25 protein-coding genes and 1 tRNA gene are annotated in these 24,545 nt (G+C 58.9%); 19 read left to right on the forward strand and 7 right to left on the reverse strand.

Annotation, left to right across the window (positions count from 1 at the left end; all coding sequences use genetic code 11):
* Nucleotides 1-303 carry a hypothetical protein gene (locus L085_RS24625; RefSeq protein ID WP_015378633.1) on the forward strand — a complete coding sequence of 101 codons (303 nt, stop codon included), beginning with the start codon at nt 1-3 and terminating at the stop codon, nt 301-303.
* A gap of 11 nt (nt 304-314) precedes the next feature.
* Here the strand turns inward: L085_RS24625 and dsdC are convergent, their stop codons facing one another.
* The 3 genes from dsdC to L085_RS11165 all read right to left on the reverse strand — a co-directional run bounded on the left by dsdC (nt 315) and on the right by L085_RS11165 (nt 3,583).
* On the reverse strand, nt 315-1,244 hold the full coding sequence (gene dsdC / locus L085_RS11155; RefSeq protein WP_004936301.1) for a DNA-binding transcriptional regulator DsdC: 930 nt from the start codon (nt 1,242-1,244) through the stop codon (nt 315-317).
* Nucleotides 1,245-1,667: 423 nt separating this feature from the next.
* On the reverse strand, nt 1,668-1,952 hold the full coding sequence (locus L085_RS11160; RefSeq protein ID WP_226988590.1) for a CsbD family protein: 285 nt from the start codon (nt 1,950-1,952) through the stop codon (nt 1,668-1,670).
* 134 nt (nt 1,953-2,086) lie between these two features.
* Nucleotides 2,087-3,583, reverse strand: a complete 1,497-nt coding sequence (locus L085_RS11165) for a helix-turn-helix transcriptional regulator (protein WP_044030760.1) — start codon at nt 3,581-3,583, stop codon at nt 2,087-2,089.
* Nucleotides 3,584-3,811: 228 nt separating this feature from the next.
* Here L085_RS11165 and L085_RS11170 point away from each other — a divergent pair, with 228 nt between their 5' ends.
* From L085_RS11170 to L085_RS11185, 4 genes are all read left to right on the forward strand, one after another.
* Entirely contained in the window at nt 3,812-4,783 is a 972-nt protein-coding gene (locus tag L085_RS11170) for a hypothetical protein (protein ID WP_044030761.1), read from the forward strand.
* Between the two features lies 1 nt (nt 4,784).
* A complete protein-coding gene (locus L085_RS11175; protein ID WP_004936288.1) occupies nt 4,785-5,006 on the forward strand; it encodes a hypothetical protein in 222 nt (73 codons plus the stop codon).
* A gap of 703 nt (nt 5,007-5,709) precedes the next feature.
* On the forward strand, nt 5,710-6,510 hold the full coding sequence (locus tag L085_RS11180; protein ID WP_044030762.1) for a helix-turn-helix domain-containing protein: 801 nt from the start codon (nt 5,710-5,712) through the stop codon (nt 6,508-6,510).
* A 20-nt stretch (nt 6,511-6,530) separates the two neighbouring features.
* Nucleotides 6,531-7,805, forward strand: a complete 1,275-nt coding sequence (locus L085_RS11185; RefSeq protein ID WP_226988591.1) for a lactonase family protein — start codon at nt 6,531-6,533, stop codon at nt 7,803-7,805.
* Nucleotides 7,806-7,898: 93 nt separating this feature from the next.
* On the opposite strand, the gene L085_RS11190 is transcribed toward L085_RS11185, so the two are convergent.
* Nucleotides 7,899-7,973, reverse strand: a tRNA-Arg gene (locus L085_RS11190).
* 129 nt (nt 7,974-8,102) lie between these two features.
* Nucleotides 8,103-9,029, reverse strand: a complete 927-nt coding sequence (locus L085_RS11195) for a formate/nitrite transporter family protein (protein WP_044030764.1) — start codon at nt 9,027-9,029, stop codon at nt 8,103-8,105.
* A gap of 229 nt (nt 9,030-9,258) precedes the next feature.
* Between L085_RS11195 and ccmA the strand changes: the two genes are divergently transcribed.
* From ccmA to mlaA, 10 genes are all read left to right on the forward strand, one after another.
* Nucleotides 9,259-9,891: a cytochrome c biogenesis heme-transporting ATPase CcmA gene (ccmA, locus tag L085_RS11200; protein ID WP_004936275.1), complete on the forward strand. Its 633-nt coding sequence runs from the start codon at nt 9,259-9,261 to the stop codon at nt 9,889-9,891.
* Nucleotides 9,891-10,550 carry a heme exporter protein CcmB gene (ccmB, locus tag L085_RS11205; protein ID WP_016926839.1) on the forward strand — a complete coding sequence of 220 codons (660 nt, stop codon included), beginning with the start codon at nt 9,891-9,893 and terminating at the stop codon, nt 10,548-10,550. The genes ccmA and ccmB overlap by 1 nt, the downstream gene beginning before the upstream one ends.
* Before the next feature lie 120 nt (nt 10,551-10,670).
* On the forward strand, nt 10,671-11,408 hold the full coding sequence (locus L085_RS11210; RefSeq protein ID WP_004936270.1) for a heme ABC transporter permease: 738 nt from the start codon (nt 10,671-10,673) through the stop codon (nt 11,406-11,408).
* Nucleotides 11,405-11,641, forward strand: a complete 237-nt coding sequence (gene ccmD, locus L085_RS11215) for a heme exporter protein CcmD (protein ID WP_044030765.1) — start codon at nt 11,405-11,407, stop codon at nt 11,639-11,641. Before L085_RS11210 ends, ccmD begins: the two co-directional genes overlap by 4 nt.
* Complete coding sequence (ccmE, locus tag L085_RS11220; protein ID WP_004936264.1) at nt 11,638-12,132, forward strand: cytochrome c maturation protein CcmE; 495 nt, start codon at nt 11,638-11,640, stop codon at nt 12,130-12,132. Before ccmD ends, ccmE begins: the two co-directional genes overlap by 4 nt.
* A complete protein-coding gene (locus L085_RS11225; RefSeq protein WP_044030766.1) occupies nt 12,129-14,099 on the forward strand; it encodes a heme lyase CcmF/NrfE family subunit in 1,971 nt (656 codons plus the stop codon). The genes ccmE and L085_RS11225 overlap by 4 nt, the downstream gene beginning before the upstream one ends.
* Complete coding sequence (locus L085_RS11230; protein ID WP_015378623.1) at nt 14,096-14,647, forward strand: DsbE family thiol:disulfide interchange protein; 552 nt, start codon at nt 14,096-14,098, stop codon at nt 14,645-14,647. Before L085_RS11225 ends, L085_RS11230 begins: the two co-directional genes overlap by 4 nt.
* Nucleotides 14,644-15,111: a cytochrome c-type biogenesis protein gene (locus L085_RS11235; RefSeq protein ID WP_044030767.1), complete on the forward strand. Its 468-nt coding sequence runs from the start codon at nt 14,644-14,646 to the stop codon at nt 15,109-15,111. Before L085_RS11230 ends, L085_RS11235 begins: the two co-directional genes overlap by 4 nt.
* Nucleotides 15,111-16,325, forward strand: a complete 1,215-nt coding sequence (gene ccmI, locus L085_RS11240; protein WP_044030768.1) for a c-type cytochrome biogenesis protein CcmI — start codon at nt 15,111-15,113, stop codon at nt 16,323-16,325. The genes L085_RS11235 and ccmI overlap by 1 nt, the downstream gene beginning before the upstream one ends.
* A 28-nt stretch (nt 16,326-16,353) precedes the next feature.
* Entirely contained in the window at nt 16,354-17,112 is a 759-nt protein-coding gene (gene mlaA / locus L085_RS11245; RefSeq protein ID WP_044030769.1) for a phospholipid-binding lipoprotein MlaA, read from the forward strand.
* 117 nt (nt 17,113-17,229) lie between these two features.
* Here the strand turns inward: mlaA and fadL are convergent, their stop codons facing one another.
* Nucleotides 17,230-18,570 (reverse strand): long-chain fatty acid transporter FadL, encoded by a 1,341-nt coding sequence (gene fadL, locus L085_RS11250; protein WP_044030770.1) that lies wholly within the window; start codon nt 18,568-18,570, stop codon nt 17,230-17,232.
* 405 nt (nt 18,571-18,975) lie between these two features.
* Between fadL and L085_RS11255 the strand changes: the two genes are divergently transcribed.
* The 4 genes from L085_RS11255 to sixA all read left to right on the forward strand — a co-directional run bounded on the left by L085_RS11255 (nt 18,976) and on the right by sixA (nt 23,815).
* Complete coding sequence (locus tag L085_RS11255) at nt 18,976-19,272, forward strand: YfcZ/YiiS family protein (RefSeq protein WP_072145088.1); 297 nt, start codon at nt 18,976-18,978, stop codon at nt 19,270-19,272.
* A 196-nt stretch (nt 19,273-19,468) separates the two neighbouring features.
* Entirely contained in the window at nt 19,469-20,779 is a 1,311-nt protein-coding gene (fadI, locus tag L085_RS11260) for an acetyl-CoA C-acyltransferase FadI (protein ID WP_004936237.1), read from the forward strand.
* Nucleotides 20,779-22,944 carry a fatty acid oxidation complex subunit alpha FadJ gene (gene fadJ / locus L085_RS11265; protein ID WP_044030771.1) on the forward strand — a complete coding sequence of 722 codons (2,166 nt, stop codon included), beginning with the start codon at nt 20,779-20,781 and terminating at the stop codon, nt 22,942-22,944. Before fadI ends, fadJ begins: the two co-directional genes overlap by 1 nt.
* A gap of 388 nt (nt 22,945-23,332) precedes the next feature.
* Nucleotides 23,333-23,815 (forward strand): phosphohistidine phosphatase SixA, encoded by a 483-nt coding sequence (sixA, locus tag L085_RS11270; RefSeq protein WP_004936230.1) that lies wholly within the window; start codon nt 23,333-23,335, stop codon nt 23,813-23,815.
* Between the two features lie 69 nt (nt 23,816-23,884).
* Here sixA and smrB read toward each other — a convergent pair whose 3' ends face one another.
* The gene (gene smrB / locus L085_RS11275; protein WP_044030772.1) at nt 23,885-24,415 is read right to left on the reverse strand and encodes an endonuclease SmrB; all 531 of its coding nucleotides are present in this window, start codon (nt 24,413-24,415) and stop codon (nt 23,885-23,887) included.
* Between the last annotated feature and the right edge of the window lie 130 nt (nt 24,416-24,545).

Consider the following 24,545-nt stretch of genomic DNA (forward strand, 5'->3'; position numbering starts at 1 on the left):
ATGGATGTTGATGTACAGAACTACCAAATAAGCTGCGAAAGCCAATTCATTATTCAGCTGCAAATATCCCGCTATGCCTGGGGCGTGCCGCTGATTACGCTCAGCGATAACGGTGATTTTACCGTGATAAGAAGCCGAGGCTGGTCGAGGTTGGCTAATGGGATGCAATTGGAGGTTTATTATTTTGCCAATAATTCTCTGCTGACCTGGGATAAAAACCGCAAAAATATCTCTTATTCAAAGGCTGGCCGGCTCTACGCCTGCGCGCTGCATTTTTCTTATTCCCCCAAAGTATGGCGATAATCCTCTGGCCATCAGACCAGAGGGGAGATTTTCATGATCCACTGCTTAAACGCGAGGATCTTCGGCCACTGCCGCTCGGAGATGGTCGAGGTAAAATAGCAGTGCTCGCAGGGCACGGTCATGTCGGTGAACGGAATGATCAGTTCGCCGCTTTTGATCCAGTCCTGCACCAGATTGAGCCGCCCCATGGCGACGCCAAGGTGCCGCGTCGCGGCCAGCACGGCAAGATCGGAACGGTCGAACTCCATGCTTTTACTGTCGGTATCCAGCCCCAGCGCAAAGTGTTGCGACCAGGTTTGCCACTCATCTTCGCCGGAGTTGTAGCGATCGTGCAGCAGCGTGCAGTGGGCCAGGTTTTCCGGCGCATCGTACAGGTTATGCGTGGCGGCGTACTGCGGCGTGCAGATCGGCACCATTGATTCCTGCATAAAGGCTTCGTCCAGATGCCGCCCCGAGGGCAGTTTGCCGAAGTACATCGCCAGATCCACGCCGCGGTTGGCCAGGTTGATGATTTCCTGCCCGGTCAGAATATTGAGGTGAATGGTGGGGTGCTGGGCGATAAAGTCGCCGATGCGCGGCAGCAGCAGACATTGCACCAGGGACGGGTGCGAGTAGAGGGTCAAGGTCCCCGTCAACTCGCGATTTTTGATGTCCAGAATTTCTTGATTCAAGGTGTTGAAGGAACTGTCCAACGCCCATTGCATGCGCTCGCCCTCCGGCGTCAGCGTAATCCGGCGATGAAAGCGTTGGAATAGCAGAAAACCCAATTCCTTTTCGAGCAAATTAATGCGGTGGCTCACGGCGCTGGGGGTGATCGACAATTCTTGCGCCGCCAGCGCAAAAGATAAATGACGGGCGACGCATTCGAAAGTATGCAGCCGGGAAAATTGATAGCTGGTCAGCGGGGTTGCCCGCTGCGAATGTTTTTTACTGGGGAACATGCTATTTCTCCGTGCGCATAATCCGGCAATATTAACATTTAATGGCGCGGAGGATAAACCCAGGCTGATTGATATATTCAGTTTTTACGCTGAGAAATATCGTTATGTTGCAGGGAAATTAACTGGCTTGCATAACAACCGGAAATAACAGGTGGTGGGCGCGTTGAGTGAGAGGGTGATGATAATCTGCAATAGGACGAATATAATAAAAAGACGTGCCGTATAAGCAGCGAGTAAAGACGGTGTGCGACAGCCTGAACGATAAAGGCTCATGTTCCCTGCGGGATATAACGGTTTCGCCATAATAATCCGTCGCATGGCGACGCAGAGCACGCGTTAAGCCCGGATGCCAACGAGATGGAGGCAGCAATCCCCCGTCTGGCCAGAGAACCGCGCCCGGTGGCTACCCACCGGGCGCGGCATTCAGGGAAAAGCGGTTTGTTCGCCGGCGCGCATCAACGGCGGCGCAGCAGCAGGCCGGTCAACAGGCCTGCGCCGGCAATGAGGGCCAATGCGGCGAGGGGGGTTTTTCTTCATCATGTTGCCGGCGCAGCTCAGGGCATCGCCGTATTTTTCTTGCAGCACGCCCGCTGCCTGGCGCGCGGCGCCTTCGGCCTGCAAACGTTCGTTGCCGGTGACGTCGCCCGCGATTTCCTGCGCCTTGCCCGCCACTTTTTCCATCATGCCATTGGCTTTTTCGCTGTTCATTGTGATGCGCTCCTAAGGTTCGATCCGTTTGGCTTCCGCACAGGACGGAAGCCTGCATTTGCACCGCCATGTTATGCACTTCACTTTTGGCCTATAAGGGGCGTTTGCATCGGTTTGGGTAGTGCATTTGCAGGCTACTTGCCATTCCTGAAGGCCAGCCCACCGGTAAACAGCCCGCGTTCTCTGGCCCAGACGATGGCTTCGCTGCGGCTATGCACGCCGAGTTTGGAATAGACCGTCGCGACATGGTTGCGGATGGTGTTGAGCGCCAGATTGAGACGCGCCGCGATTTTCTTGTCCGGCAGCCCCTCGCAAATCAATTCCAGCACATCGCGCTCGCGCGGCGTGAGATCGCTGGCGGTAAATCCAGCCTGGTCGGGCCGATTGATGCTTTTCACGTTGGCCAGTTTTTCGATCAGGGTTTGGCTGAACCAGGAGGCGTCCTGCATCACTTCTTCGATGGCGCTTACCAGCTCCAGCTCCGAGCGTTTGCGTTCGGTAATGTCCATGAGCACCAGCAGATAACAGGGCGCATTGTGGATGCTGACGGCATCCGCCGAGGCCACACAGTCAATCGACTCGCTCCCTTTCTTGCGCACCCGGATGTCCAGCCCTTCGACGTTGCCGCTTTTTTCCAGGGCGGCAAACAAACGGCGGTTCGCCTCCGGATCGTCAATAAACGGGATCTCTCCGACCGTCTTGCCGATCAAGTCTTCGGCGTCGTACTCGGTGGTGCGGGTGAAGGCTTCGTTGACATCCAGCACGCGCCGCTCGTGCGCGGTACATAACAACGTCGGCACCGGGCTCAGGCGAAATGCCTTGGCAAACCGTTCTTCACTTTCTCGCAGCGCCGATTCCGCCTGGCGCCGGGGTTCGAGATCGGTAAACGTGAACAGCATGCAGTCGTCTTCATTGATATCCAAGGGTTGGCCGGCAACCACTACCAGCTTGCTTCCGCCGCCGGGCAGCTTCAGCTCGGCCTCCATCTGCGGAATGGTAGCGCCTTCCCCCAGGCGCTGAACGGCCAGTTCTTTGTGCTCCGCCTGTTCCAAAACGTCGAGTTCATAAACCGAACGCCCCATGACCTGTTCACGTTGGTAACCGGTCATATCAAGGAACCCCTGGTTGACCTTGACATAACGCAGGTCGCTTAGCCGACAAATGACTGCCGGTGCCGGATTGGCGTTGAAGGTTTTTTCAAAGCGCTGTTCGGCGCTGGCCCACTCCGTCGCGTCGCTCAGGATCAGCGCCAGCAGCTCCGGTTGCCCCTGCGCATCGGTGATAATCAGGCTCCGCAGGCGGTGCACCCAGAAGCTGTCCGGATCGTCGACCTGCCGAACCTCCACCACCACATCGGTGAAGGTTTCGCCTTTGGCAACCCGGTTCAGCGGGTACTGTTCCAAAACCAGCGGATGATTGTTGCGATAGCGCAGGGCAAAACGCGCCGCGTACTCACCGGCATTGGCCCCCAGAGCTTTCTGATGACTCACGCCATGCATGGTCAACGCGGCCTCGTTGGCCCATAGCAAGGTTTGATCGGTATCCGTCAGGATCACGCCGTCGGACAAGCCGGAGATGATTTGCTGCAGGTGGCCGCTGTGGGTTTCGCTGGCCAAAACGGATTGGCTCATGTGTTCTCCGCTAGACAGAAGGGGGGCGGCCTCTTAAGGCGGCCGCGGGTTACGCTATACGCTGAGCAGCTTAGTGCATAACGTGCGTATTCGCAGGGTGTGAATGCACCAGGTATTCTGATGCAAATGAACCGGGACGGCCGACGACGCCGCGCGGCAGACTGAATTTGTCTGCGCGGTTACCCGCCGTGCGTGCAATCACTTGTCCAGAAAATATAAGGAACAACGATGACCACTGTCTATGAATCAAATCGCTTAGCGTTTCAGGTGTCATGGGGCTCGATATTGGCCGGGAGTGCCGTGGCGCTGGTGACTTATCTGACCTTCAGCGTGCTGGGCACGGCTATTGGTGCCCAGGCCGTGGATATGATGCAAAAGGGCAACCCGCTGAGCGGCTTTGGCACCGGCACCGGGATCTGGCTGCTGGTTTCAACGTTGGCATCGCTGGCCGCAGGCGCGTTCGTCGCCGGCCGCTCCGCACCGAATCGCGGCGGCTTGCATGGCTTGCTGAGCTGGGCGATCACCACCTTGTTGACCACTTGGCTGATGGTTTCATTGGCGAGCGGCGTAGTGGGGCTGGCAGGAAGCGCGGTGGGTAAAGGGCTTTCGCTGGCAGGCAGCGGCCTGGCGGCGGCAGCGCCAAACGTAGGCGAAGGCCTCAAGCAACAGCTGGATAAAAAGGGCATCAGCCTTGACTGGGGAAGCCTGGAAAATCAGTTGAACGCCACCCTTAAGCAGACCGGTAAGCCGGAGCTGGATCCTGCTCGGTTGGAGCAGAAAGTCAATCGGGCGGCCGCCGACGGCAAACAGTCGGCCGTGGATGCCGCGGCCGATCCGGCGCAGGCCGCCACCGAGCTTAAGCAGTGGTTCGAGCGCGTCAAGCAGTCCGGTGAGCCGGCGTTGAGCGCCGCCGATAAGGACGCGCTGGTGAATATCGTTGCGGCACGCACCGGCAAGAGCCGCGATGAAGCGAGCCAAATCGTCGATAACTACGCCCAGGCTTACCAGCAGGCGGCGCAGAAGGTGGAAAAACTCAAGGCCGAGGCCGAGCAGAAAGCGCGTGAAGCGGCCGATGAAGCGGCCAAACAGCTGTCTCGCGCCGCGTGGGGTTCGCTGTTGGTGCTGCTGTTGGGCGCTGCGTTGAGCGCCGGCGTGGGGCGGATTGCCGAATCAACCCGCCGCACTGTCGCGGTAAGTTGAGATGAAAAAAAACCTGTCGTGCATCTCGCTGAATTATCGAAAAGTAGCGGGGGCCTCTGCTCCCGTGCTCGTCATCGATTTCTGCAACGAGAACAACGAGCGTTATACCCTGCGCTACAACCTGCCGCCGGATACCCCGGAACGCACCGAGCGGCGGGTATCTTTGCTGCTGTACCTGTTGCGCAAGCACAGGTCCGCAGAGATCGACAACCTGGCTGATTAATCAGGCCGTTAATGAAAAGCCCAGCCTCGCGTGCTGGGCTTTTTGTTTGCGGCCGCAGGCCGTTCTGACAACAAGGCGCGGGCGAGTCGGCTCGGCATTTTACCGGGGGGGGAGATGGGCGATTCATGGGAGTAGGCAGGGTTCCCAATGGGCGCGGTTTGTAAAACAGGGCATCGAGCAAGGTTTGTTAAAATATCCGTTTTCTCTGCGCAGGAACGATAAAAAAGAAACGCGCTATCGCGACGCGAGATTATTGAGACCGATGTTCAGCCTTGAGCTTATCCCTCCCGTCTTCTTTTACTGTCGGTCATACTTTATATCTCTTTCGCAGTACGTTTTATCGGCGGGTCAGGCATATAAAATGCGTTTTCATTTGTGATGATGAAATTCCTATTCGGCCATGCAATCTGGCTGTAAAAAACACTTTAAGGTAAAACAATTATCAAAAAGTGTGATTCTGCCTGGTGTGGCAAGTGCATCTTTGATGAGTGCACTTTACGCGAGTTGATTTTGTTTTATGGGTTTCTTGCGGAGAGATTTATATAACATGATCATTTTCAGTTATTTATGCGATAGTTTTTCCTATGCCGAAAAAAATGAATTGACAGGCTGGTTTTTTTTAGGATTAATCTTAATGACTTGGTTTGGTTAGTTAACGATTTTAATAAAAAGGACGCGAATCTTATAAAAGCAAGGAGCACATATGGATTACAGAAAAGATATTCTTTTGCAGGTGTTGGAGTATATGGAAAAGAATATTGTCGAGGGGCTGACAGTTGAAAAGGTTTCCATTATCTCAGGTTACTCTAAATGGCATTTGCAACGGCTGTTTAAGCATTATTTTGGTATAACGTTAGGGACTTATATAAGGAATAGAAAACTGAGTCGCTCTGCTATTCTGCTCAAACAGCACCAAGGGAACATATTGGATGTCGCCCTGGCATCCGGGTTTGCCTCTCAGCAATGTTACACGCGGGCATTCAAACGTTTCTTTGGCGAAACGCCCAACAGCTTTAGAAACAGCCGGGGATGGGATTTTTCCACGCAGATCCCGCCGTATGGCAACGATAAGAAACCCTACTTCTACCACACGGTCATGCCGGATGACATTGAGATGTTAAAGCATTACAACTCACTGATTTTTCATTCTATAAGAAAATTCAGAGATACCGGCGACATTGCACGGACCAATGAAAAATGGTTAAGCAAGCAGCGGGGGGGATGTAATGTGGAAAAGAACAGGAGTAATAAATGGCATTCCAACAGCAAAGGGCAAGAGGTTTTTCATTCCATCTTTAACTTCTATATCCCTATGGGTAAATATATTGTCATCCCCTTTACGGGGGAGTTTTCAGAATATATTGACTTTTTCGATGTAATGTATGACGCTTATCTGCCTGCCATCAATGTCAAAATGAGGGAGAGCTTTTTTATAGAGTTATATAGGCAAGAGGATCTAAATGGCAAGGTTGTCAATGTCGATATACTTATTCCTGTGACATAGTGATGAGGCAAGAAGACATCATGAATAGAGAAAAAACTATCGACTCGATTAATAAGCGCCATCCAGCTCGCTTTATGCTACCTTCTATATTGTCTGAACTTGGTCGAACAATCGTTGCCGGCTCAGGCCGGCAAGCCATTCAATTAACTGCGGTGTTAATTTCTCTCATGTTTTCAGGAAATGCGATGGCCAATAATCGGGAACATCAGCAAATAGCGTTAGTCGGTACCTGGACCCATATTCCGAATGCGCCTGCGGTGCAGAAACCGGCAAGACCCAGTGAAGGGCTCTATCGCCTGGCGGTTAATGGCGACGGCACGTTAACGCTGCTCGACGTGGTTAAAATGAACAGCCCATCGTGGATCGTAAAATCTCGCGATGGCCGTTTCGCCTATGCCACCAATGAGGAGAACGCGGGAACGGTGACCGCCTTGGCAATAGACGAAGCCGGCAGCGTGCGGGTGCTGAATACGGTGAGCAGTGCGGGCCAGCAGCCGACGCATGCCACCCTCAGTCCGGATGGCAAGTTTCTGTTTGTCGCCAACTACTCCGTCGCCAAAGGCGGCGCGGGGATGACGGTATTGCCAATTGACAGTGACGGCAAACTGGGTGAACAGGTGCAGCATTATCCGTTTATATCAGGTTCTGGCGCCGTGCAGGGGCGTCAGGAAGGGGGCCATGCGCACTCAACCACCTTCAGCCGCGATGGTAAATATCTGTATGCGGCGGATCTCGGCGGGGACAAGCTGCACGCCTATCGCTATCGCTCGGATAGCGCACAGCCGCTGCAGGCGGACGCATCGCGCGATGTCAGCTTTGCGCCAGGCGCCGGCCCAAGGCACATGGTATTCTCGCCGAAAGGCGAGTATGCCTATGTCATCACCGAAATGGCAGGTGAAATCGAGGTGTTTACCGTCAGCGACCATCGATTGACGCAACAAGGGAAAGTGAAACTGAACGGCGGGCAGGATTCAGCGGAGGCGAAAAGCGGCGGAGCCATTATCCTCAGTCCGAGCGGCAGATATCTTATTGCCACCAATCGCGGTGCCGATAACCATTTGCTGATATTAAAAATTGGTGGGGATGGGCTGCCAGGGGAGACGAGGCGCTATGAGGCCGGCGGCATTGAACCGCGTGCGCTCGCTTTCGATGCCACCGGCAAGCATCTTTATGTCACGAATGTGTTCACCAATACCGTTACGCTGTTCGATTTCGATGATGAGACGGGCGAGTTGAAGGCCAGAGGCGAGGCGGCGACGATTGCTACGCCGACGGATATTAAGTTTTTCAATTAACGCCCATCATAACGCGCGGGGGAAATCGGGTCTGAGGCGTGGAGAAGGAGGATTGCGGGTGCCGATGATGGGGAATGGCTTGATAATAAATAATGGCGTCCCCGACTGGAATCGAACCAGTAACTAGCCCTTAGGAGGGGCTTGTTATATCCGTTTAACTACGGGGACGCTGCGGGCTGGCAACCGAAGCTGCCGGGGCATTATACCTTTTTTTACCCGCAGAATAAGCGCTTAGCGGTGCGTTTGCTCAATACCTCGCCAGTTAGCGCCGAAATTTCCTCGCCTGACCGACGGCGATCACGGTTTTTCCCCGCTGTGGCGCCGTTTTTCCTCTTGCTGCCGCTCCGCCCGTTTTTGGGCGCTCAAATCGTTGCGGATCTGCGCATGGCTTATCAACGCAAAGATAAAGGTGCCGCCGATGATGTTGCCCGCCAGCGTTGGCAGGGCGAACGGATAGACGAATTCCTGCCACCCAATCGCGCCGTTGAACACCAGATAGAGGATCTCTACCGAACCGACCACGATATGGGTCAAATCGCAAATCGCTACCAGGTAGGTCATCAGCACGATCACCCAGATTTTCGCCGCGCCGGCGGCCGGGATCATCCACACCATGGTGGCGATGATCCAGCCGGCCAGGATGCCGTTGGCGAACATTTCTCCCGGCGTATGGCGCATCACCTCTTCGCCCAGGCTGATGAAGGCGCCGCGCGTCCCGGCGTCGAACAGCGGCATATGGGTAAACGCCAGCGCCGCCAGCCCGGTGCCGATCAGGTTGCCGAGCAGCACCACGCCCCACAGACGCAGCAGGATCAGCAGGTTGCGCGGCGTGGGTTTATGCATGATGGGCAATACCGCCGTGACGGTATTTTCGGTAAACAGCTGTTGGCGCGCCATGATGACAATGATAAAACCGAAGGTGTAGCCGAGGTTCTCAAGGAAGAAACGGCTGGGATCGTCCGGCAGGCGGGCGTGGAAAATGCCCTTCGCCGCCAGCGAGGCGCCCATCGACAGCCCGGCGGCGATCGCCGACCACAGCAATGCCAGCCCGTCGCGCTCCAGCTCTTTTTCGCCTTCCATCCGGATCTGTTCATGCACCGCCGCCGCGCGCGACGGCAGATTTTCTTCCCTGACTTCGATTTCGCGCTTGCCCTGTTCCTGCTCTTCGCTTTCTACCCGCATCGTCTCATCCTGCTCGTGCTCCTGGCGTTGCTGTTCGTTCATGCTGTCGCTCCTGCTCAATAAGGGTGAGGTCACGTCATTAAGCGTAGTTGCCCAGCCTAAATGCGGCGAAATACAGAAAAAGGTAACAAGAGTTAAAATCCGCCGCTTTTTTCCGCGCATTCTTGATCCTGCTCGCCATATTGGCCTCCCGGTGCGCCCGCCGCAGGCTGCGTGTGGGGAAAGGCTTATGCTATGATTCGCTATCCCAAAGAAAAATATGAGTTCCCCGATGCTGGAAGCCAAAAGTCTGAGTTGCGTGCGCGATGAACGCATCCTGTTTAGCGAGCTAAGCTTTTCAGTTCAGCCGGGCGATATCATTCAGGTAGAAGGGCCGAACGGCGCGGGCAAGACCAGTTTGCTGCGCATCCTCGCCGGTCTGGCGCGGCCGGACGGCGGTGAGGTGTGCTGGCGCGGGCGTAACACGCTGCGCGATCGCGCGGCGTATCAGCAAGATTTGCTGTTTATCGGCCATCAACCGGGCATCAAAGCCGTATTGACACCCTTCGAAAATCTGCAGTTTTATCAGGCGGTGCGCGGCGCGGCCGAGCAGCAGGCCATCTGGCGCGCGCTGGAGCAGGTGGGATTGGTGGGCTACGAAGATCTGCCGGTGGCGCAGCTTTCCGCCGGGCAGCAGCGGCGCGTGGCGTTGGCGCGCCTGTGGCTCAGCGCGGCGCCGCTGTGGATCCTCGATGAGCCGCTAACGGCGATCGATAAACAGGGCGTGGCCGAGTTGATTAGCCTTTTTGAGCAACATGCACAGCGGGGCGGCATGGTATTGTTGACCACCCATCAGGATTTGGCCGGCGTCAGCCAAACGGTGGGCAAAATTCGTTTGGCGGAACACGACGCGGGGAGTTTGTGATGTTTTTGACCCTGGTGCGTCGCGAACTGAAGATCGCCTGCCGTAAAGGGTCGGAGATCGTCAACCCGCTGTGGTTTTTCCTGATTGTGATCACGCTGTTCCCGTTGGGGATTGGCCCGGAGCCGCAGTTGCTGGCGCGCATTGCGCCGGGCATCGTATGGGTGGCGGCGCTGCTGGCCTCGCTGCTGTCGCTGGAGCGGCTGTTTCGCGACGATTTCCTCGATGGCTCGCTGGAGCAGCTGTTGCTGCTGCCGACGCCGCTGCCGATGACGGTGCTGGGCAAAGTGTGTGCTCACTGGGTCGTGACGGGATTGCCGCTGCTGATCCTGTCGCCGCTGGTGGCGCTGCTGTTGTCGCTTGATATGCAAACCTGGCTGGCGGTGGCGGGGACGCTGCTGCTCGGCACGCCGACGCTGAGCCTGATCGGCGCTATCGGCGTGGGGTTGACCGTCGGCCTGCGCAAAGGGGGCGTGCTGCTCAGCCTGCTGGTGCTGCCGCTGTATATCCCGGTGCTGATCTTCGCCACTGGCGCGATCGACGCCGCCGCGATGGGTATGCCGATTGATGGTTACCTGGCGATACTCGGCGCGATGCTGGCGGGCAGCGTGACATTGGCGCCGTTTGCCGCCGCAGCGGCGCTGCGAGTGAGCGTGCACTAGCTAACAAATTGAATGAACAGACGGGGCAAGGCCGGCAAGAGCGTACCCCGCAGAAGATTTTCGCCGTTTCGAACGCTCGAGGCGGCCGACGCATAAAAATTACCGTGAGCACTGACGACAATGTGGAAATGGTTACATCAACTGGCGCGGCCTGAACGGCTGTATCACGTCTGCGGCCGCTTTATCCCCTGGCTGGGGCTGGCGGCGGCGGCCTGCCTGCTGCTTGGCTGGGCATGGGGCTTTGGCTTCGCGCCGAAGGATTATCAGCAGGGCGACAGCTTCCGCATCATTTATATTCACGTGCCGGCGGCCATGTGGTCGATGGGCATCTACGCCTCGATGGCGGTGGCGGCGTTTATCGGCCTGGTGTGGCAGATGAAAATGTCCGATACCGTGGTGGCGGCGATGGCGCCGATCGGCGCGGTGTTCACCTTTATCGCGCTGGTGACCGGCTCCGCCTGGGGTAAGCCGATGTGGGGCACCTGGTGGGTGTGGGACGCGCGTCTGACTTCCGAGCTGGTGCTGCTGTTCCTCTATATGGGCGTCATCGCGCTGTATAACGCCTTCGAAGACCGCCGCCTGGCGGGCCGCGCCGCCGGCATTCTGGTGCTGGTGGGCGTGGTGAATATCCCGATCATCCATTTCTCCGTCGAATGGTGGAATACGTTGCATCAGGGTTCGACCAATATGCAGCAATCCATCGCGCCAAGCATGCGCACCCCGCTGCGCTGGGCGATCCTCGGCTATCTGCTGTTGTTTGTCACGCTGACGCTGATGCGCCTGCGCAATCTGATCCTGTTCCAGGAGCGCCAGCGCCCGTGGGTCGCCGGGCTGGTGAATAAGGAGCGTCAGTCATGAATGCCGCGTTCGATTCCTGGTCGGCGTTTTTCGCCATGGGCGGTTATGCCTTTTATGTCTGGCTGGCGGTCGCCGTCACGCTGATTTCGCTGTTGGGGCTGGTGGCGCACACCGTCTGGCAGCGGCGGCTATTGCTCGCCGAGATCGGCCGCCGTCAGGCGCGCGAGCGGCGCATTCGCCATGCGCAACAATCAAAACAAAAATCCGCCGCACCGCGGGAGAAATCATTGTGAATCCACGTCGTAAAAGCCGCCTTTATCTGGCGATCGTTGTGCTGATCGGCATCGCGCTGACCGCAACCCTGATGCTGTACGCGCTGCGCTCCAACATCGATCTGTTCTACACCCCGGGTGAAATCCTGCAGGGTAAGGGCGAAAACCATGAGAAGCCCGAAGTCGGCCAGCGGCTGCGCATCGGCGGCATGGTGATGCCCGGCTCGGTGAAACGCGATCCCAATACGCTGCAGGTCAGCTTCAAGATTTACGATGCGCGCGGCGCGATCGGCGTGACCTACACCGGCATTCTGCCGGACCTGTTCCGCGAAGGGCAGGGGGTGGTGGCGCAGGGCGTGCTGGGCGAGGGCAACGTGGTCAACGCGCGCGAAGTGCTGGCCAAGCACGACGAGAAATACACCCCGCCGGAAGTGGCCGACGCGATGAAAGAGAATCACAAAGGGCCGGCGGAAGCGTATAACGCGCCGCAGGCGGAGGGCGCCAAGTCATGATGCCGGAACTGGGCAGTTTTCTGCTGTGCCTGGCGCTGGCGATCGCGCTGCTGCTGAGCATTTACCCGCAGTGGGGCGCGGCGCGGCAGGACAGCCGCATGATGGCGGTGGCCCGGCCGCTGACCTACGGCATGTTCGCCGCGATTGCGCTGGCGTTCCTGTGCCTGGTGCATGCCTTCGTGGTCAATGACTTTACCGTCGCCTACGTGGCCACCAACTCCAATACCCAACTGCCGGTGTATTACCGCATCGCCGCCACCTGGGGGGCGCACGAAGGTTCGCTGCTGCTGTGGGTGCTGCTGCTGAGCTGCTGGTCGCTGGCGGTGGCGTTGTGCAGCCGGGCGATGCCGCAGGACGCGGTGGCGCGGGTGTTGTCGGTAATGGGCATGATCACCGCCGGTTTCCTGCTGTTCATCATCATGACCTCCAATCCGTTCACCCGCACGCTGCCGAACTTCCCGATTGACGGCAGCGATCTCAACCCGCTGCTGCAGGATATCGGCCTTATTTTCCACCCGCCGCTGCTGTACATGGGCTATGTCGGCTTCTCGGTCGCCTTCGCGTTCGCCATCGCCTCGCTGATGGCCGGCCGGCTCGACACCGCCTGGGCGCGCTGGTCGCGCCCGTGGACCACCGCTGCCTGGGTGTTCCTCACGTTGGGCATCGTGCTCGGATCGGCCTGGGCCTACTATGAGCTGGGCTGGGGCGGCTGGTGGTTCTGGGATCCGGTGGAGAACGCTTCCTTTATGCCGTGGCTGGCCGGTACCGCGCTGATGCATTCGCTGGCGGTGACCGAGAAACGCGGCACGTTCAAAGCCTGGACGGTGTTGCTGGCGATCACCGCTTTCTCGCTGTGCCTGCTGGGCACCTTCCTGGTGCGCTCCGGCGTGCTGGTCTCGGTGCACTCCTTCGCCTCCGATCCGGCGCGCGGCATGTTTATTCTCGCCTATCTGGTGATCGTGATCGGTGGTTCGCTGCTGCTGTATGCGGTCAAGGGCGGCCAGGTGCGCAGCCGGGTGCAGCACGAGACTTTCTCGCGCGAGACCTTCCTGCTGGGTAATAACGTGTTGCTGATCGCCGCCATGCTGGTGGTGCTGTTGGGCACGCTGCTGCCGCTGGTGCACAAACAGCTGGGGCTGGGCAGCATCTCGATCGGCGAGCCGTTCTTCAACACTATGTTCACCTGGCTGATGGCGCCGCTGGCGCTGCTGTTGGGCATCGGGCCGCTGGTGCGCTGGCGCCGCGATGAGCCGGGCAAACTGTGGCGCCGCCTCGGCGTGGCGCTGCTGGTGACGCTGGTGCTGTCGATTCTGCTGCCGTGGCTGCTGCAGGACAGCATCGCCGGCATGACGGTGGTGGGCCTGATCATGGCGCTGTGGGTGATCATCCTGACGCTGATGGAGCTGCATGAGCGCGCCACCCACCGCCACGGTTTCTGGCGCGGTCTGCGGCAGCTGTCCCGCAGCCACTGGGGCATGGTGCTCGGCCACCTCGGCGTGGCGGTGACGGTGATCGGCATCGCCTTCAGCCAGAATTACAGCGTGGAGCGCGACGTGCGGATGAAGGCCGGCGACAGCGTGGATATCCACAACTATCACTTCGTGTTCCGCGACGTGCACGACATTCGCGGCCCGAACTACAGCGGCGGCGTCGGCATCATCGACGTCACGCGCAACGGCAATCCGGAGGCGACGCTGCACGCGGAGAAACGCTACTACAGCGTGGCGCGCAGCATGATGACCGAGGCGGCGATCGACGGCGGGTTCAGCCGCGATCTGTACGCGGCGCTGGGCGAGGAGCTGGAAGACGGTTCCTGGGCGGTGCGCCTGTATTACAAACCCTTCGTGCGCTGGATCTGGTTCGGCGGTGTCTTTATGGCGATCGGCGGCCTGCTGTGCATTCTCGACCCGCGTTATCGCATGAGCAAAAAGCTCAAGCGTGAAGGCAAACTGGAGGCGCAATCATGAAGCGTAAGCTGCTGTTTATCCCGTTGGTGCTCTTCCTGCTGCTGGTGGCGGCTCTGATGGTGCAGCTCACGCGCAACGCGGGCGGCGAAGATCCGACCATGCTGGAGTCGGCGCTGATCGGCAAACCGGTGCCAACCTTCAGGCTGGAATCACTGGATCAGCCTGGCAAAACCTACGATCAGGCGGTGCTGCGCGACGGCAAGCCGATCTTGCTCAACGTCTGGGCCACCTGGTGCCCAACCTGCCGCGCGGAACACCAGTATCTCAATACGCTGGCGGCGCGCGGCGTACGGGTGGTCGGCCTGAATTACAAAGACGATCGCGCCAAGGCGGTGACCTGGCTCAACTCTCTCGGCAATCCCTACGCCCTCAGTCTGTACGACGGCGACGGCATGCTGGGGTTGGATCTCGGGGTGTACGGCGCGCCTGAGACCTTCCTTATCGACGGCCAGGGGATTATTCGCTATCGCCATGCCGGCGACATGAATGAGCGCGTCTGGCAGCAGGAAGTGCTGCCGCTGTATAAAAAGTACGGGGGTGAGGCATGAGGCTGATTGTTCTGCTGTGCGCCGCGCTGCTGAGCTGGAGCGCCGCCGCGGCGATCGATACCTATCGCTTCAACTCCGTCGAGCAGGAGCAGCAGTATCGCGAGTTGACCGAACAGCTGCGCTGCCCGAAATGCCAAAACAACAGCATTGCCGATTCCAACGCCATTATCGCCGCCGACATGCGCACCAAGGTGTACGAGCTGATGATGCAGGGGCAAAGCAAGCAGCAGATCATCGATTACATGGTGGCGCGTTATGGCAACTTCGTCACCTACGAGCCGCCGGTAACGCCGGCGACGCTGATCTTGTGGATCGGCCCGCTGCTGTTCGTATTGATCGGCGGGGCAGTGGTGATCCTGCGCCCCCGTCGCAAGCCCGACGCGGCGGTGGACGATGCATTCTCCGAACGGGAACGGCAGCGCCTGGCGGCGCTGTTGCAAGAGACTGACAGGAAGAAACCCTAATGGCTTTTTGGCTGATTATTTGCGTGTTGCTGGCCGGCGCTGCCGCGTTGCTGGTGGTGCCGGCGATGCGCCGCGGCGAGCAGAGCGCCGCCACGCGCGATGCGCTGAACAAGGCGTTTTATCAGGATCGCCTCAGCGAGTTGGAGCAGGATGAGCAGCAGGGCGTGGTAGCCGAGCGCCCGGAACTGGTCAAAGAGCTGCAACAGAACCTGTTGAACGACATCCCGGCCGAGCAGATGGCGCAGGCGAAGCCGATCAACCGCTGGGCGCTGGTGCCGGGCGTGCTGTTACTGCTGGCGGTGACCGTTGGCTTTTATCTGAAAACCGGCGGGCTGGCGCAGGTGCTGGACTGGCGTCTGGTGCAGGCGCAAATGCCGGAATTGCGCGAGCGCGTTGCCAATGAGCGCGCCAAACCGCTGAGCATGGAAGAGATTGCTCGCCTCGGGCTGGGGCTGCGCACCGCGCTGCAACAGGACGATCGCAACATCAATGACTGGATGATGCTGGGGCGCGTCGGCATGGCGCTGAATAATGCCACCACCGCTACGCAGGCGTTTGCTCATGCTTATCAATTGGATCCGAATAGTCTGGAAGTGCGGCTCGGCTATGCCGAGGTCTTGACGCGCTCCAACGATCCGGAGGATAACAAGCAGGCGGCGCAGCTGTTGCGGCGCATGATCGCGGAAAACCACGGCGATCCGCGGGTGCTGAGCCTGCTGGCGTTCAATGCCTTCGAACAGGGCGATTTCAAGCAGGCGATCGGCGCCTGGCAGGTGATGCTGCAGCTGCTGCCGGCCAACGATCCGCGCGCGGAAGTGATAAAGCGCAGTATTGCACAAGCAAAAGCCCAGGCAGGCGGAGAAAATGTTAAACTGAATGTGACCGTTGCGCTGTCACCGCAGGCGGCGAAAGCCATGCCGCCGCAGGGGACGCTGGTCATTTCGGTCACCGACGGCGTCAGTCCGGTGCCGGTCGCGGTAAAACAATTGCCGCTGAGCCGTTTTCCGCTGTCTTTCTCACTGGATGACAGCAACGCCATGATGCCCGAGCGTCTGCTCTCGGCGCAGCATCAGGTGCAGGTGCGTGTGCGCCTCTCACAGGACGGATTGGCCACGCCGCAGCCGGGGGACTGGTTCGGCGAAAGCTCGCTGCAGACATTCAGCGGTAAAGAGCAGGTTAGCGTTCAGATAAACAAGCAGGTCCCTGAAAAATAAGACCGAACGTGTTTTTATGGAGAAAAATATGAACTTTCGCCTGACTGGGGTGGCATTCGCAACGGTATTACTGGTGGGCTGTGCCAGCGCGCCAGACAACGATCCGCAAGGGCGTTCCGATCCGCTGGAAGGATTTAACCGGACGATGTTCGACTTCAACTACAACGTCCTGGATCCTTATATCCTGCGTCCGGTCGCGGTGGCCTGGCGTGACTACGTGCCGATGCCGGCGCGTAACGGCATCAGCAACTTCACCTCTAACCTGGAAGAGCCGGCCAGCATGGTCAACGCCTTCCTGAAGGGCGATCCTTACCGCGGGATGATCCACTTCAACCGTTTCTTCCTGAACACCCTGCTCGGGATGGGCGGCCTGATCGACGTGGCCGGCATGGCCAACCCGAAACTGGCGCGCGAAGAGCCGAACCGTTTCGGCAGCACGTTGGGGCATTACGATGTGGGCTACGGCCCGTACGTGATGTTGCCGGGCTACGGCAGCTTCACGCTGCGTGACGAAGGCGGCGACTTTGCGGATACGCTGTATCCGATGCTGAGTTACCTGACCTTCTGGATGTCGGCGGGCAAATGGGTGGTCGAGGGTATCGAAACCCGCGCTCAACTGCTGGATTCCGACGGCCTGCTGCGCAACTCCTCCGATCCTTATGTCATGGTGCGTGAAGCTTACTTCCAGCGCCACGACTTCATCGCCAACGGCGGTTCGCTCAAGCCGGAAGAGAACCCGAACGCCAAGGCGATTCAGGGCGATCTGGACGAAATCGACTCGCAGTAACCGCCGGCCTTATGCCCATGAAAACCCGCCGTCTGGCGGGTTTTTTTACGCCCGCGGCGAGCGACAGGCAAAGAAAAAGCGCCCCGCGGGGCGCTTTGGCATCCATCTCAGGCGAGATTAGAAGCGGTAGTTGAAGTTGGCGCCGTACAGCCAGGCTTTACCCACCGAGTTGAAGGTGTAAGGACCCTCATTGATGGTGACTTTCTGGCCGTGCATGTAGGACACGCCGACGTCAACCGAAGCGTCTTTGTTGAACGCATAGGTAGTACCGGCACTCAGCCAGAAACGGTCCTGATCCGGAATGGAGATCGAACGGTTTTGGGCAGGCACCGGGCTGTCATCGAAGGCGATACCGGTACGGAAGGTCCAGTTGTCGTCGTAGAAGTAGGTGGTGCCCAATGCGATACGGTAGGCATCGCGGAAGCCTTCATGCTTCTGGAACAGGGTCTGGCCGTTGTTGCCGGTGGCTTTCAGCTCCTGGAACTGGCTCCAGCTGGTGTAGGCCAGGCTGTAGTGTACGGCCCATTGCGGCGCCACTTTGTTGTAACCGGACAGCTCCCACATTTCCGGCAGGTTCAGATCCAGAGAACCTGGGATGGTGCTGCCGCTGGTGCCCCATGGTAAACCAACGCCCAGCGCCTGGGTAATTGGGTTGTACTGTGCCGGCAGGCTGCTCTTGTAATCGCCGTCGAACTTGATTTTCACTTCAGAGCGATAGGTGAAGCCGTAACGGTTGTTTTCATCCACTTCGTAGAGAATACCGGCGTTCCAGCCGAAGCCCCATTTATCGCCTTTCAGGTGCGAAATCTGGGTATCGCCAGGGATTTGAGCGATCATTCCGGCTTGCTGCTGCGTTAATCTACCGGTTTGTAAGCCTTGAGCGGCCAATAGCTTAGGCAATTCACCGGCGTAACGCTCGAGTTTAGCCTTGGCGTAGACGGCGTCAAAACCCAGGCCAAAGCTGAAGTGTTGGTCCAAACGATAGGCGCCGCTCAGGTTCAGGTTCAGGGTTTCCAGATCGGTTTTACCGCCGTAAGCGCCTGCGGTGTAACCGTTATTGAATTCGGTCGCCAAACCGAAGTTGCTGGTGACCGAGCCGCCTACGGCGAATTGATCGTTAATCGGGTGAACATAATGCAGGTTCGGTACCCAGGCGGTCGGCGCGATGTTTTTCGCATCCAGACTGGCGCGGGAAGGTGAGGTACCGGAAATATCTACGTCCGGATCGATGAAGACTGCGCCGAAAGAGAGTTCCGGGCGGGTATACATCATCAGCAACGCCGGGTTGCGGCTTGCGGAGGCCGCCGTATCCGCCATGGCGCCTTCGCCAGAATACGAACGTCCTAAACCAGCTGATGAGAACTCATTCAGCTGGAATCCTGCGGCAGACACGTTTGAAGAAATAATTGCCACTGCAGCTGCGAGAGCTGATTTAGTCAATAGGTTTTTCTGGCTCATGACCAAAACCTCATTATGTGTTTATTATTTAAACTATTGTTACACGAAGTAACAAGGAGCGCGGGATTGTAGGGTCCGTTATCGTTCAGACAAATCAGACCAGTGGCTGAAGTATAGGTCTGACCTGTGAAAATGTTGCAAGTTTGTTTTTGAAATATTTCCACTCTGATATCAAAAAAGAGATCTGCTTAACAAAAAGCCAGCGGTAAATAACAAAATTCTTACCATTTCTTAGCAGGCGCTCATTTTTATTTGTGATTTCCATCACTTAAAACACCCAGTAAAAGTAAGTGCTAGTGATTGCCGGCTTGGGAGCGTAAAATACCCACAGAATTTTGTGGCTTTGCGTCGGTGAATAAAACGGCAATTTGGGCTGATAACCGAGGCCCTTGAGGAGAACCAACCATGTCAGATGCAATTAATAAATGCAGCGCCCAGGAAACCGCCGCGTGTTGCTGCGTGGATGTCGGCACCGTGATGGATAACACCGATTGCACCGCATCCTACAGCCAGGTGTTCAGCAATCAACAAGATGCGGAGGCGATGCTGGCGGCGCTGAGCGAAAAGGCGCGCGCGGTCGAATCCGATCCCTGTGACATCAGCAGTAGCATTAAACCGGTTGACGGCGGCGTACAATTGGAAGCTGATTTTACCTTCGCCTGCCAGGCGGAAACCCTGATCTTCCAGCTTGGCCTGCGTTAATCCCGGCTTTACCCCCGGCGCCGCCTGTTGTGCGCCGGGGATTTCCTTTCCCGTACCCCTCCCGATAGAAAGTGCGCCTGCTCGCAGTTTTGATCTCTGCCGGTTTGCCAAATGTAACCGTTTGGTTAACAATGACCTCATCAGGTCAGACCTCTTTCTGCCCATTGCGCTGACGTTATTTTCTTCAGGAGCATTTATGAGTAAGGCACTGCCGTTGGTGACCCGTCATGGTGACCGCATTGCGATTGTGAATGGACTGCGTACCCCCTTTGCCAAACAGGCGACCGCCTATCACGGCATTCCGGCGGTGGATTTAGGGAAAACGGCGGTGAGCGAGCTGTTGGCGCGCAGCGGTATCGATCCGCAGCTTATCGAGCAGTTGGTGTTCGGCCAGGTGGTGCAAATGCCCGAGGCGCCGAACATCGCGCGTGAAATCGTGCTTGGCACCGGCATGAGCGTCCATACCGACGCCTACAGCGTGTCGCGCGCCTGCGCCACCAGCTTCCAGGCGATCGCCAACGTGGCGGAGAGCATCATGGCCGGCAGCATCAGCGTCGGCATCGCCGGCGGGGCGGACTCTTCTTCCGTCTTGCCGATCGGCGTCAGCAAGGCGCTGGCGCGCACGCTGGTGGATGTCAACAAGGCGCGCACGCTGTCGCAGCGCCTCAAATTGTTCAGCCGGCTGAAATTCCGCGATCTGATGCCGGTGCCGCCGGCGGTGGCGGAGTATTCCACCGGCCTGCGCATGGGCGATACCGCCGAACAGATGGCGAAAAGCCACGGCATCACCCGTGAAGCGCAAGATGCGCTGGCGCACCGTTCTCACGAGCTGGCGGCCAAGGCCTGGCGGGAGGGGTGGCTGCGCGATGAGGTGATGACCGCCTACGTGCCGCCATACCGCGCGCAGCTTTCCGAAGACAACAACATCCGTAAAGACTCCAGCCTGGCGTCCTACGCCAAGCTGAAACCGGCGTTCGATCGCAAGCATGGCAGCGTCACCGCGGCCAACAGCACGCCGTTGACCGACGGCGCGGCGGCGGTACTGATGATGAGCGAATCGCGCGCCAAAGAGCTGGGCCTGCAGCCGCTCGGCTATCTGCGCAGTTTCGCTTTCGCCGCCATCGACGTGTGGGAAGACATGCTGCTGGGGCCTTCCTACGCCACGCCGCTGGCGCTGGATCGCGCCGGCATCGGTCTGGCCGATCTGACGCTCATCGATATGCATGAAGCTTTCGCCGCGCAAACGCTGGCTAACCTGAAGATGTTCGCCAGCGAAGCGTTCGCCCGTGAGAAGCTTGGCCGCAGCCAGGCGATCGGCGAGGTGGACATGGACAAATTCAACGTCCTGGGCGGTTCCATCGCCTATGGCCACCCGTTCGCTGCCACCGGCGCGCGCATGATCACCCAGACGCTGCGTGAGCTGAAACGCCGCGGCGGCGGGCTGGGCCTGACCACCGCCTGCGCCGCCGGCGGGTTAGGGGCCGCGATGATCGTGGAGGTGGAATAATGAGTTTCGAAAACGCATTGCATGAACAGCGCGCCAAACCGTCGGCCTTTCAACTGACGATCCGCCCCGACAACATCGGGGTGATCACCATCGACGTGCCGGGCGACAAGGTCAATACGCTCAAGGCCGAGTTCGTCGAACAGGTGAACGACGTGCTGATCCGGGCGCAGCAGCACACTGCACTGGAAGGGCTGGTGATCGTTTCCGGCAAGCCGGACTCGTTTATCGCCGGCGCCGACATCACCATGATCGCCGCCTGCACCAGCGCCAAAGAGGCGGAAACGCTGGCCAAGAAAGGGCAGAGCACGCTGGCGCAGATCGCCGCTTTCCCGGTGCCGGTGGTAGCGGCCATCCACGGCGCCTGCCTGGGCGGCGGGCTGGAATTGGCGCTGGCCTGCCACGGCCGCGTCTGTTCGCTGGATGACAAAACCGCGCTCGGTCTGCCGGAAGTGCAGCTGGGCCTGCTGCCGGGCTCTGGCGGCACTCAGCGCCTGCCGCGCCTGATAGGCGCCGCCAAGGCGCTGGACATGATCCTGACCGGCAAGCACATTCGCGCCCGCCAGGCACTGCGCATGGGGCTGGTGGACGACGCCGTGCCGCAATCGATCCTGTTGCAGACCGCCATCGAGCGGGTGAAACAGGGCTGGAAACATCAGCGCGAGCTGCCGTGGCAGGATCGCCTGCTCAATGGCCCGTTGGGCAGAAATCTGCTGTTCAGCATCGTGCGCAAGAAAACGTTGGCGAAAACCCACGGCAACTACCCGGCGGCGGAGCGCATTATTCAGGTGGTGCGAACCGGGCTGGATCACGGCAGCGCCAGCGGCTATGAGGCCGAAGCGCGCGCCTTTGGCGAGCTGGCGATGACGCCGCAGTCGGCGGCGTTGCGCAGCCTGTTCTTCGCCTCCACCGCGCTGAAAAAAGAGCGGGGCGGCAATGCGCAGCCGCATGCCCTGCATCGCGTCGGCATTCTCGGCGGCGGCCTGATGGGGGGCGGCATCGCCTGTGTCACCGCCACGCGCGGCGGTTTGCCGGTGCGCATCAAAGACATCAATGAAACCGGCATCAATCATGCGCTGAAATACAGTTGGGACGTACTCGGCAAGCGGGTGCGCAGCAAGCGCATGCGCCCGGCGGAGCGGCAAAAGCAGATGATGTTGATCTCCGGCTCTACCGATTACACCGGCTTCGAGCAGGTGGATATCGTGGTCGAGGCGGTGTTTGAGGATCTGGCGCTGAAGCAGAAAATGGTGGCCGAGGTCGAAGCGAACTGCGCGCCGCATACCGTGTTCGCCTCCAATACCTCCTCGCTGCCTATTGGTCAAATCGCCGAACAGGCCCAGCGGCCGCAGCAGGTGATCGGTCTGCACTACTTCAGCCCGGTGGATAAAATGCCGCTGGTGGAAGTGATCCCGCACGCCGGCACCAGCGAACAAACCATCGCCACCACCGTAGCGCTGGCGCACAAGCAGGGCAAGACCGCCATCGTGGTGGGCGACAGCGCCGGTTTTTATGTCAACCGCATCCTGGCGCCGTACATCAACGAAGCGGCGCGCTGCCTGCTGGAAGGCGAGCCCATTGAATCGCTGGACAAAGCGCTGGTGGACTTCGGCTTCCCGGTCGGCCCTATCACCCTGTTGGACGAAGTGGGCATCGACGTCGGCACCAAGATCATTCCGGTGCTGGTTGAGGCGCTGGGGCCGCGCTTCGCCGCGCCTGCCGCGTTCGATGCGGTGCTGAAGGACGGGCGCAAAGGGCGCAAGAACGGCCGCGGCTTCTATCTCTACCCGAGCGAAGGGCAGCAGCGGCAGCGGCGTAAACGCGCGGATACCTCATTGTATACGTTGCTCGGCGTCACGCCGAAGGCGCACATGCTGCCGGCGACCGTCGCCCAGCGCTGCGTGATGATGATGCTGAACGAAGCGGCGCGCTGCCTGGATGAAGGCGTGATCCGCAGCGCGCGCGACGGCGATATCGGTGCGGTGTTCGGCATCGGTTTCCCGCCGTTCCTCGGCGGCCCGTTCCGCTATATGGACGAGCTCGGCGCCGAGAAAGTGGTGAAGACGCTGGACTACCTGCGCCAGCAGCACGGCGAGCACTTCGCGCCGTGCGAGCGCTTGCAGCGCATGGCGCAGCAGGGCGAGCGCTTTTACCCGCTGGGGAGCTGAACGCAGGGCGGCCCGATTTGCACTATAGTTGCAACAGGGCCGCGTTGTGATCGCCATCACTCCTTGCGACAGCGTCAGCCGGTGAGGCTGTACAGCAAGGCTGAGGCAGCGGTAAGTTAGCTTGACCGCCATCAATAAATTTCATGGCGGCAAGGTTAAAATTTAACCCGTTGAATTGATTGTTCTGTGAGCAATCGAGGTTTGCCCGGGGAGGGTTGCTGTAAAAAACAGCGTTTTCTTTAGGCAAACTTTCAGGCAAAATGCCCGGCCGCCATAAAGAGACGGCGCGTTATCGTTTTAAAGCTTTGGCTTTGGGTTGGAAAACTCGGCGGTACAGCACGCACGGCGTTTCTGTATAGCGTTACTTTGTCAACAACAGCGGTGCAATATGCAAGTTTTGATTATGCGTCACGGAGAGGCGGCGCTCGAGGCAGCCAGCGATGCGGTAAGGCCCCTTACCCTGTGCGGCCGCGACGAGTCCCGTCAGATGGCGGCCTGGTTGAACACCAAGTCTGTGGATATTGAACGCGTGCTGGTCAGCCCCTATCTGCGGGCCGAACAGACGCTGGCGACGGTGCGTGAAGCCTTGACGCTGCCGGAGGGCGAAGAAGTGCTGCCCGAGCTGACGCCGGGCGGCAACGCCGAACAGGTCGGCAGCTATCTGCAGGCGCTGGCGATGCAAGGGGTGAGCTCGGTGCTGATCGTGTCGCACCTGCCGCTGGTGGGGTATCTGGTGGCCGAACTGTGCCCGGGCGAGTGCCCGCCGATGTTCGCGACCTCGGCGATCGCCAACGTCGATCTGCCGGCGGACGGCAGCTACGGCAAGTTTGAATGGCAGGTCAGCCCATCGCAGGTGATGGCCAAAGTGTGAACCGCGGATGCGGTGCGGAATAAACTCAGGGCGATGTCTGACATCGCCCTGAGTCGTTTCTGAGGGGGGCTACTCGGCCAGCTCCACCAACAGCAGGATGGCGGCGTTGCCACCCCATTCCTTCGGCGCCTGGTGGAACGCCAGCACGTCGGGGTGCTGCGCCAGCCACAGCGGCGTTTGCTGCTTGAGGATATGCTTGCCGTGCCCGTGCATCACACAGGCGCAGTGCACGTGCTCGCGTTTGCAGGCGGCGATCAGCGCCCCCAGCTCCTGCTTGGCCTGCAGCTGGGTCAGGCCGTGCAAATCGAGAAACAGCTCCGGCGAGTAATCGCCGCGCCGCAGCTTCTTCAGCTCATACGGGCTGCTGCCGGGGCGCACGTAGCGCGTCGGGCCTTCCTCTTCCAGCTGCGGCTGGTATTCATCTGAAAAATAATAGCTGGCATCGACCTGCTCCTGCAGCAATCGTTGCGGCGCAATCTGTTTGACCTTGGGCTTCGGCGGGCGGTGGGCGATGGTGTCCTGGCGCAGCTTTTTCGCGCCCGCCACCGACTCTCTGAAGAGCTGTTGTTCGTCTTTGCTCAGAGGGGGCTTGTTCTTCATGCTTCATTCACCGGAAATCGTTTATTTCGCTAGTTTACCTTGTGAATGAGCGCTGTCGACGCAAAACTCGGGCCAGAGTGAAAAGCGCGAGGGGCAAGCGTGATTTGTCGCGGGCTTCATGGCAAACTAT

This window comes from Serratia sp. FS14 (assembly GCF_000695995.1).
GTDB classification, from domain to species: Bacteria; Pseudomonadota; Gammaproteobacteria; order Enterobacterales; family Enterobacteriaceae; genus Serratia; species Serratia nematodiphila.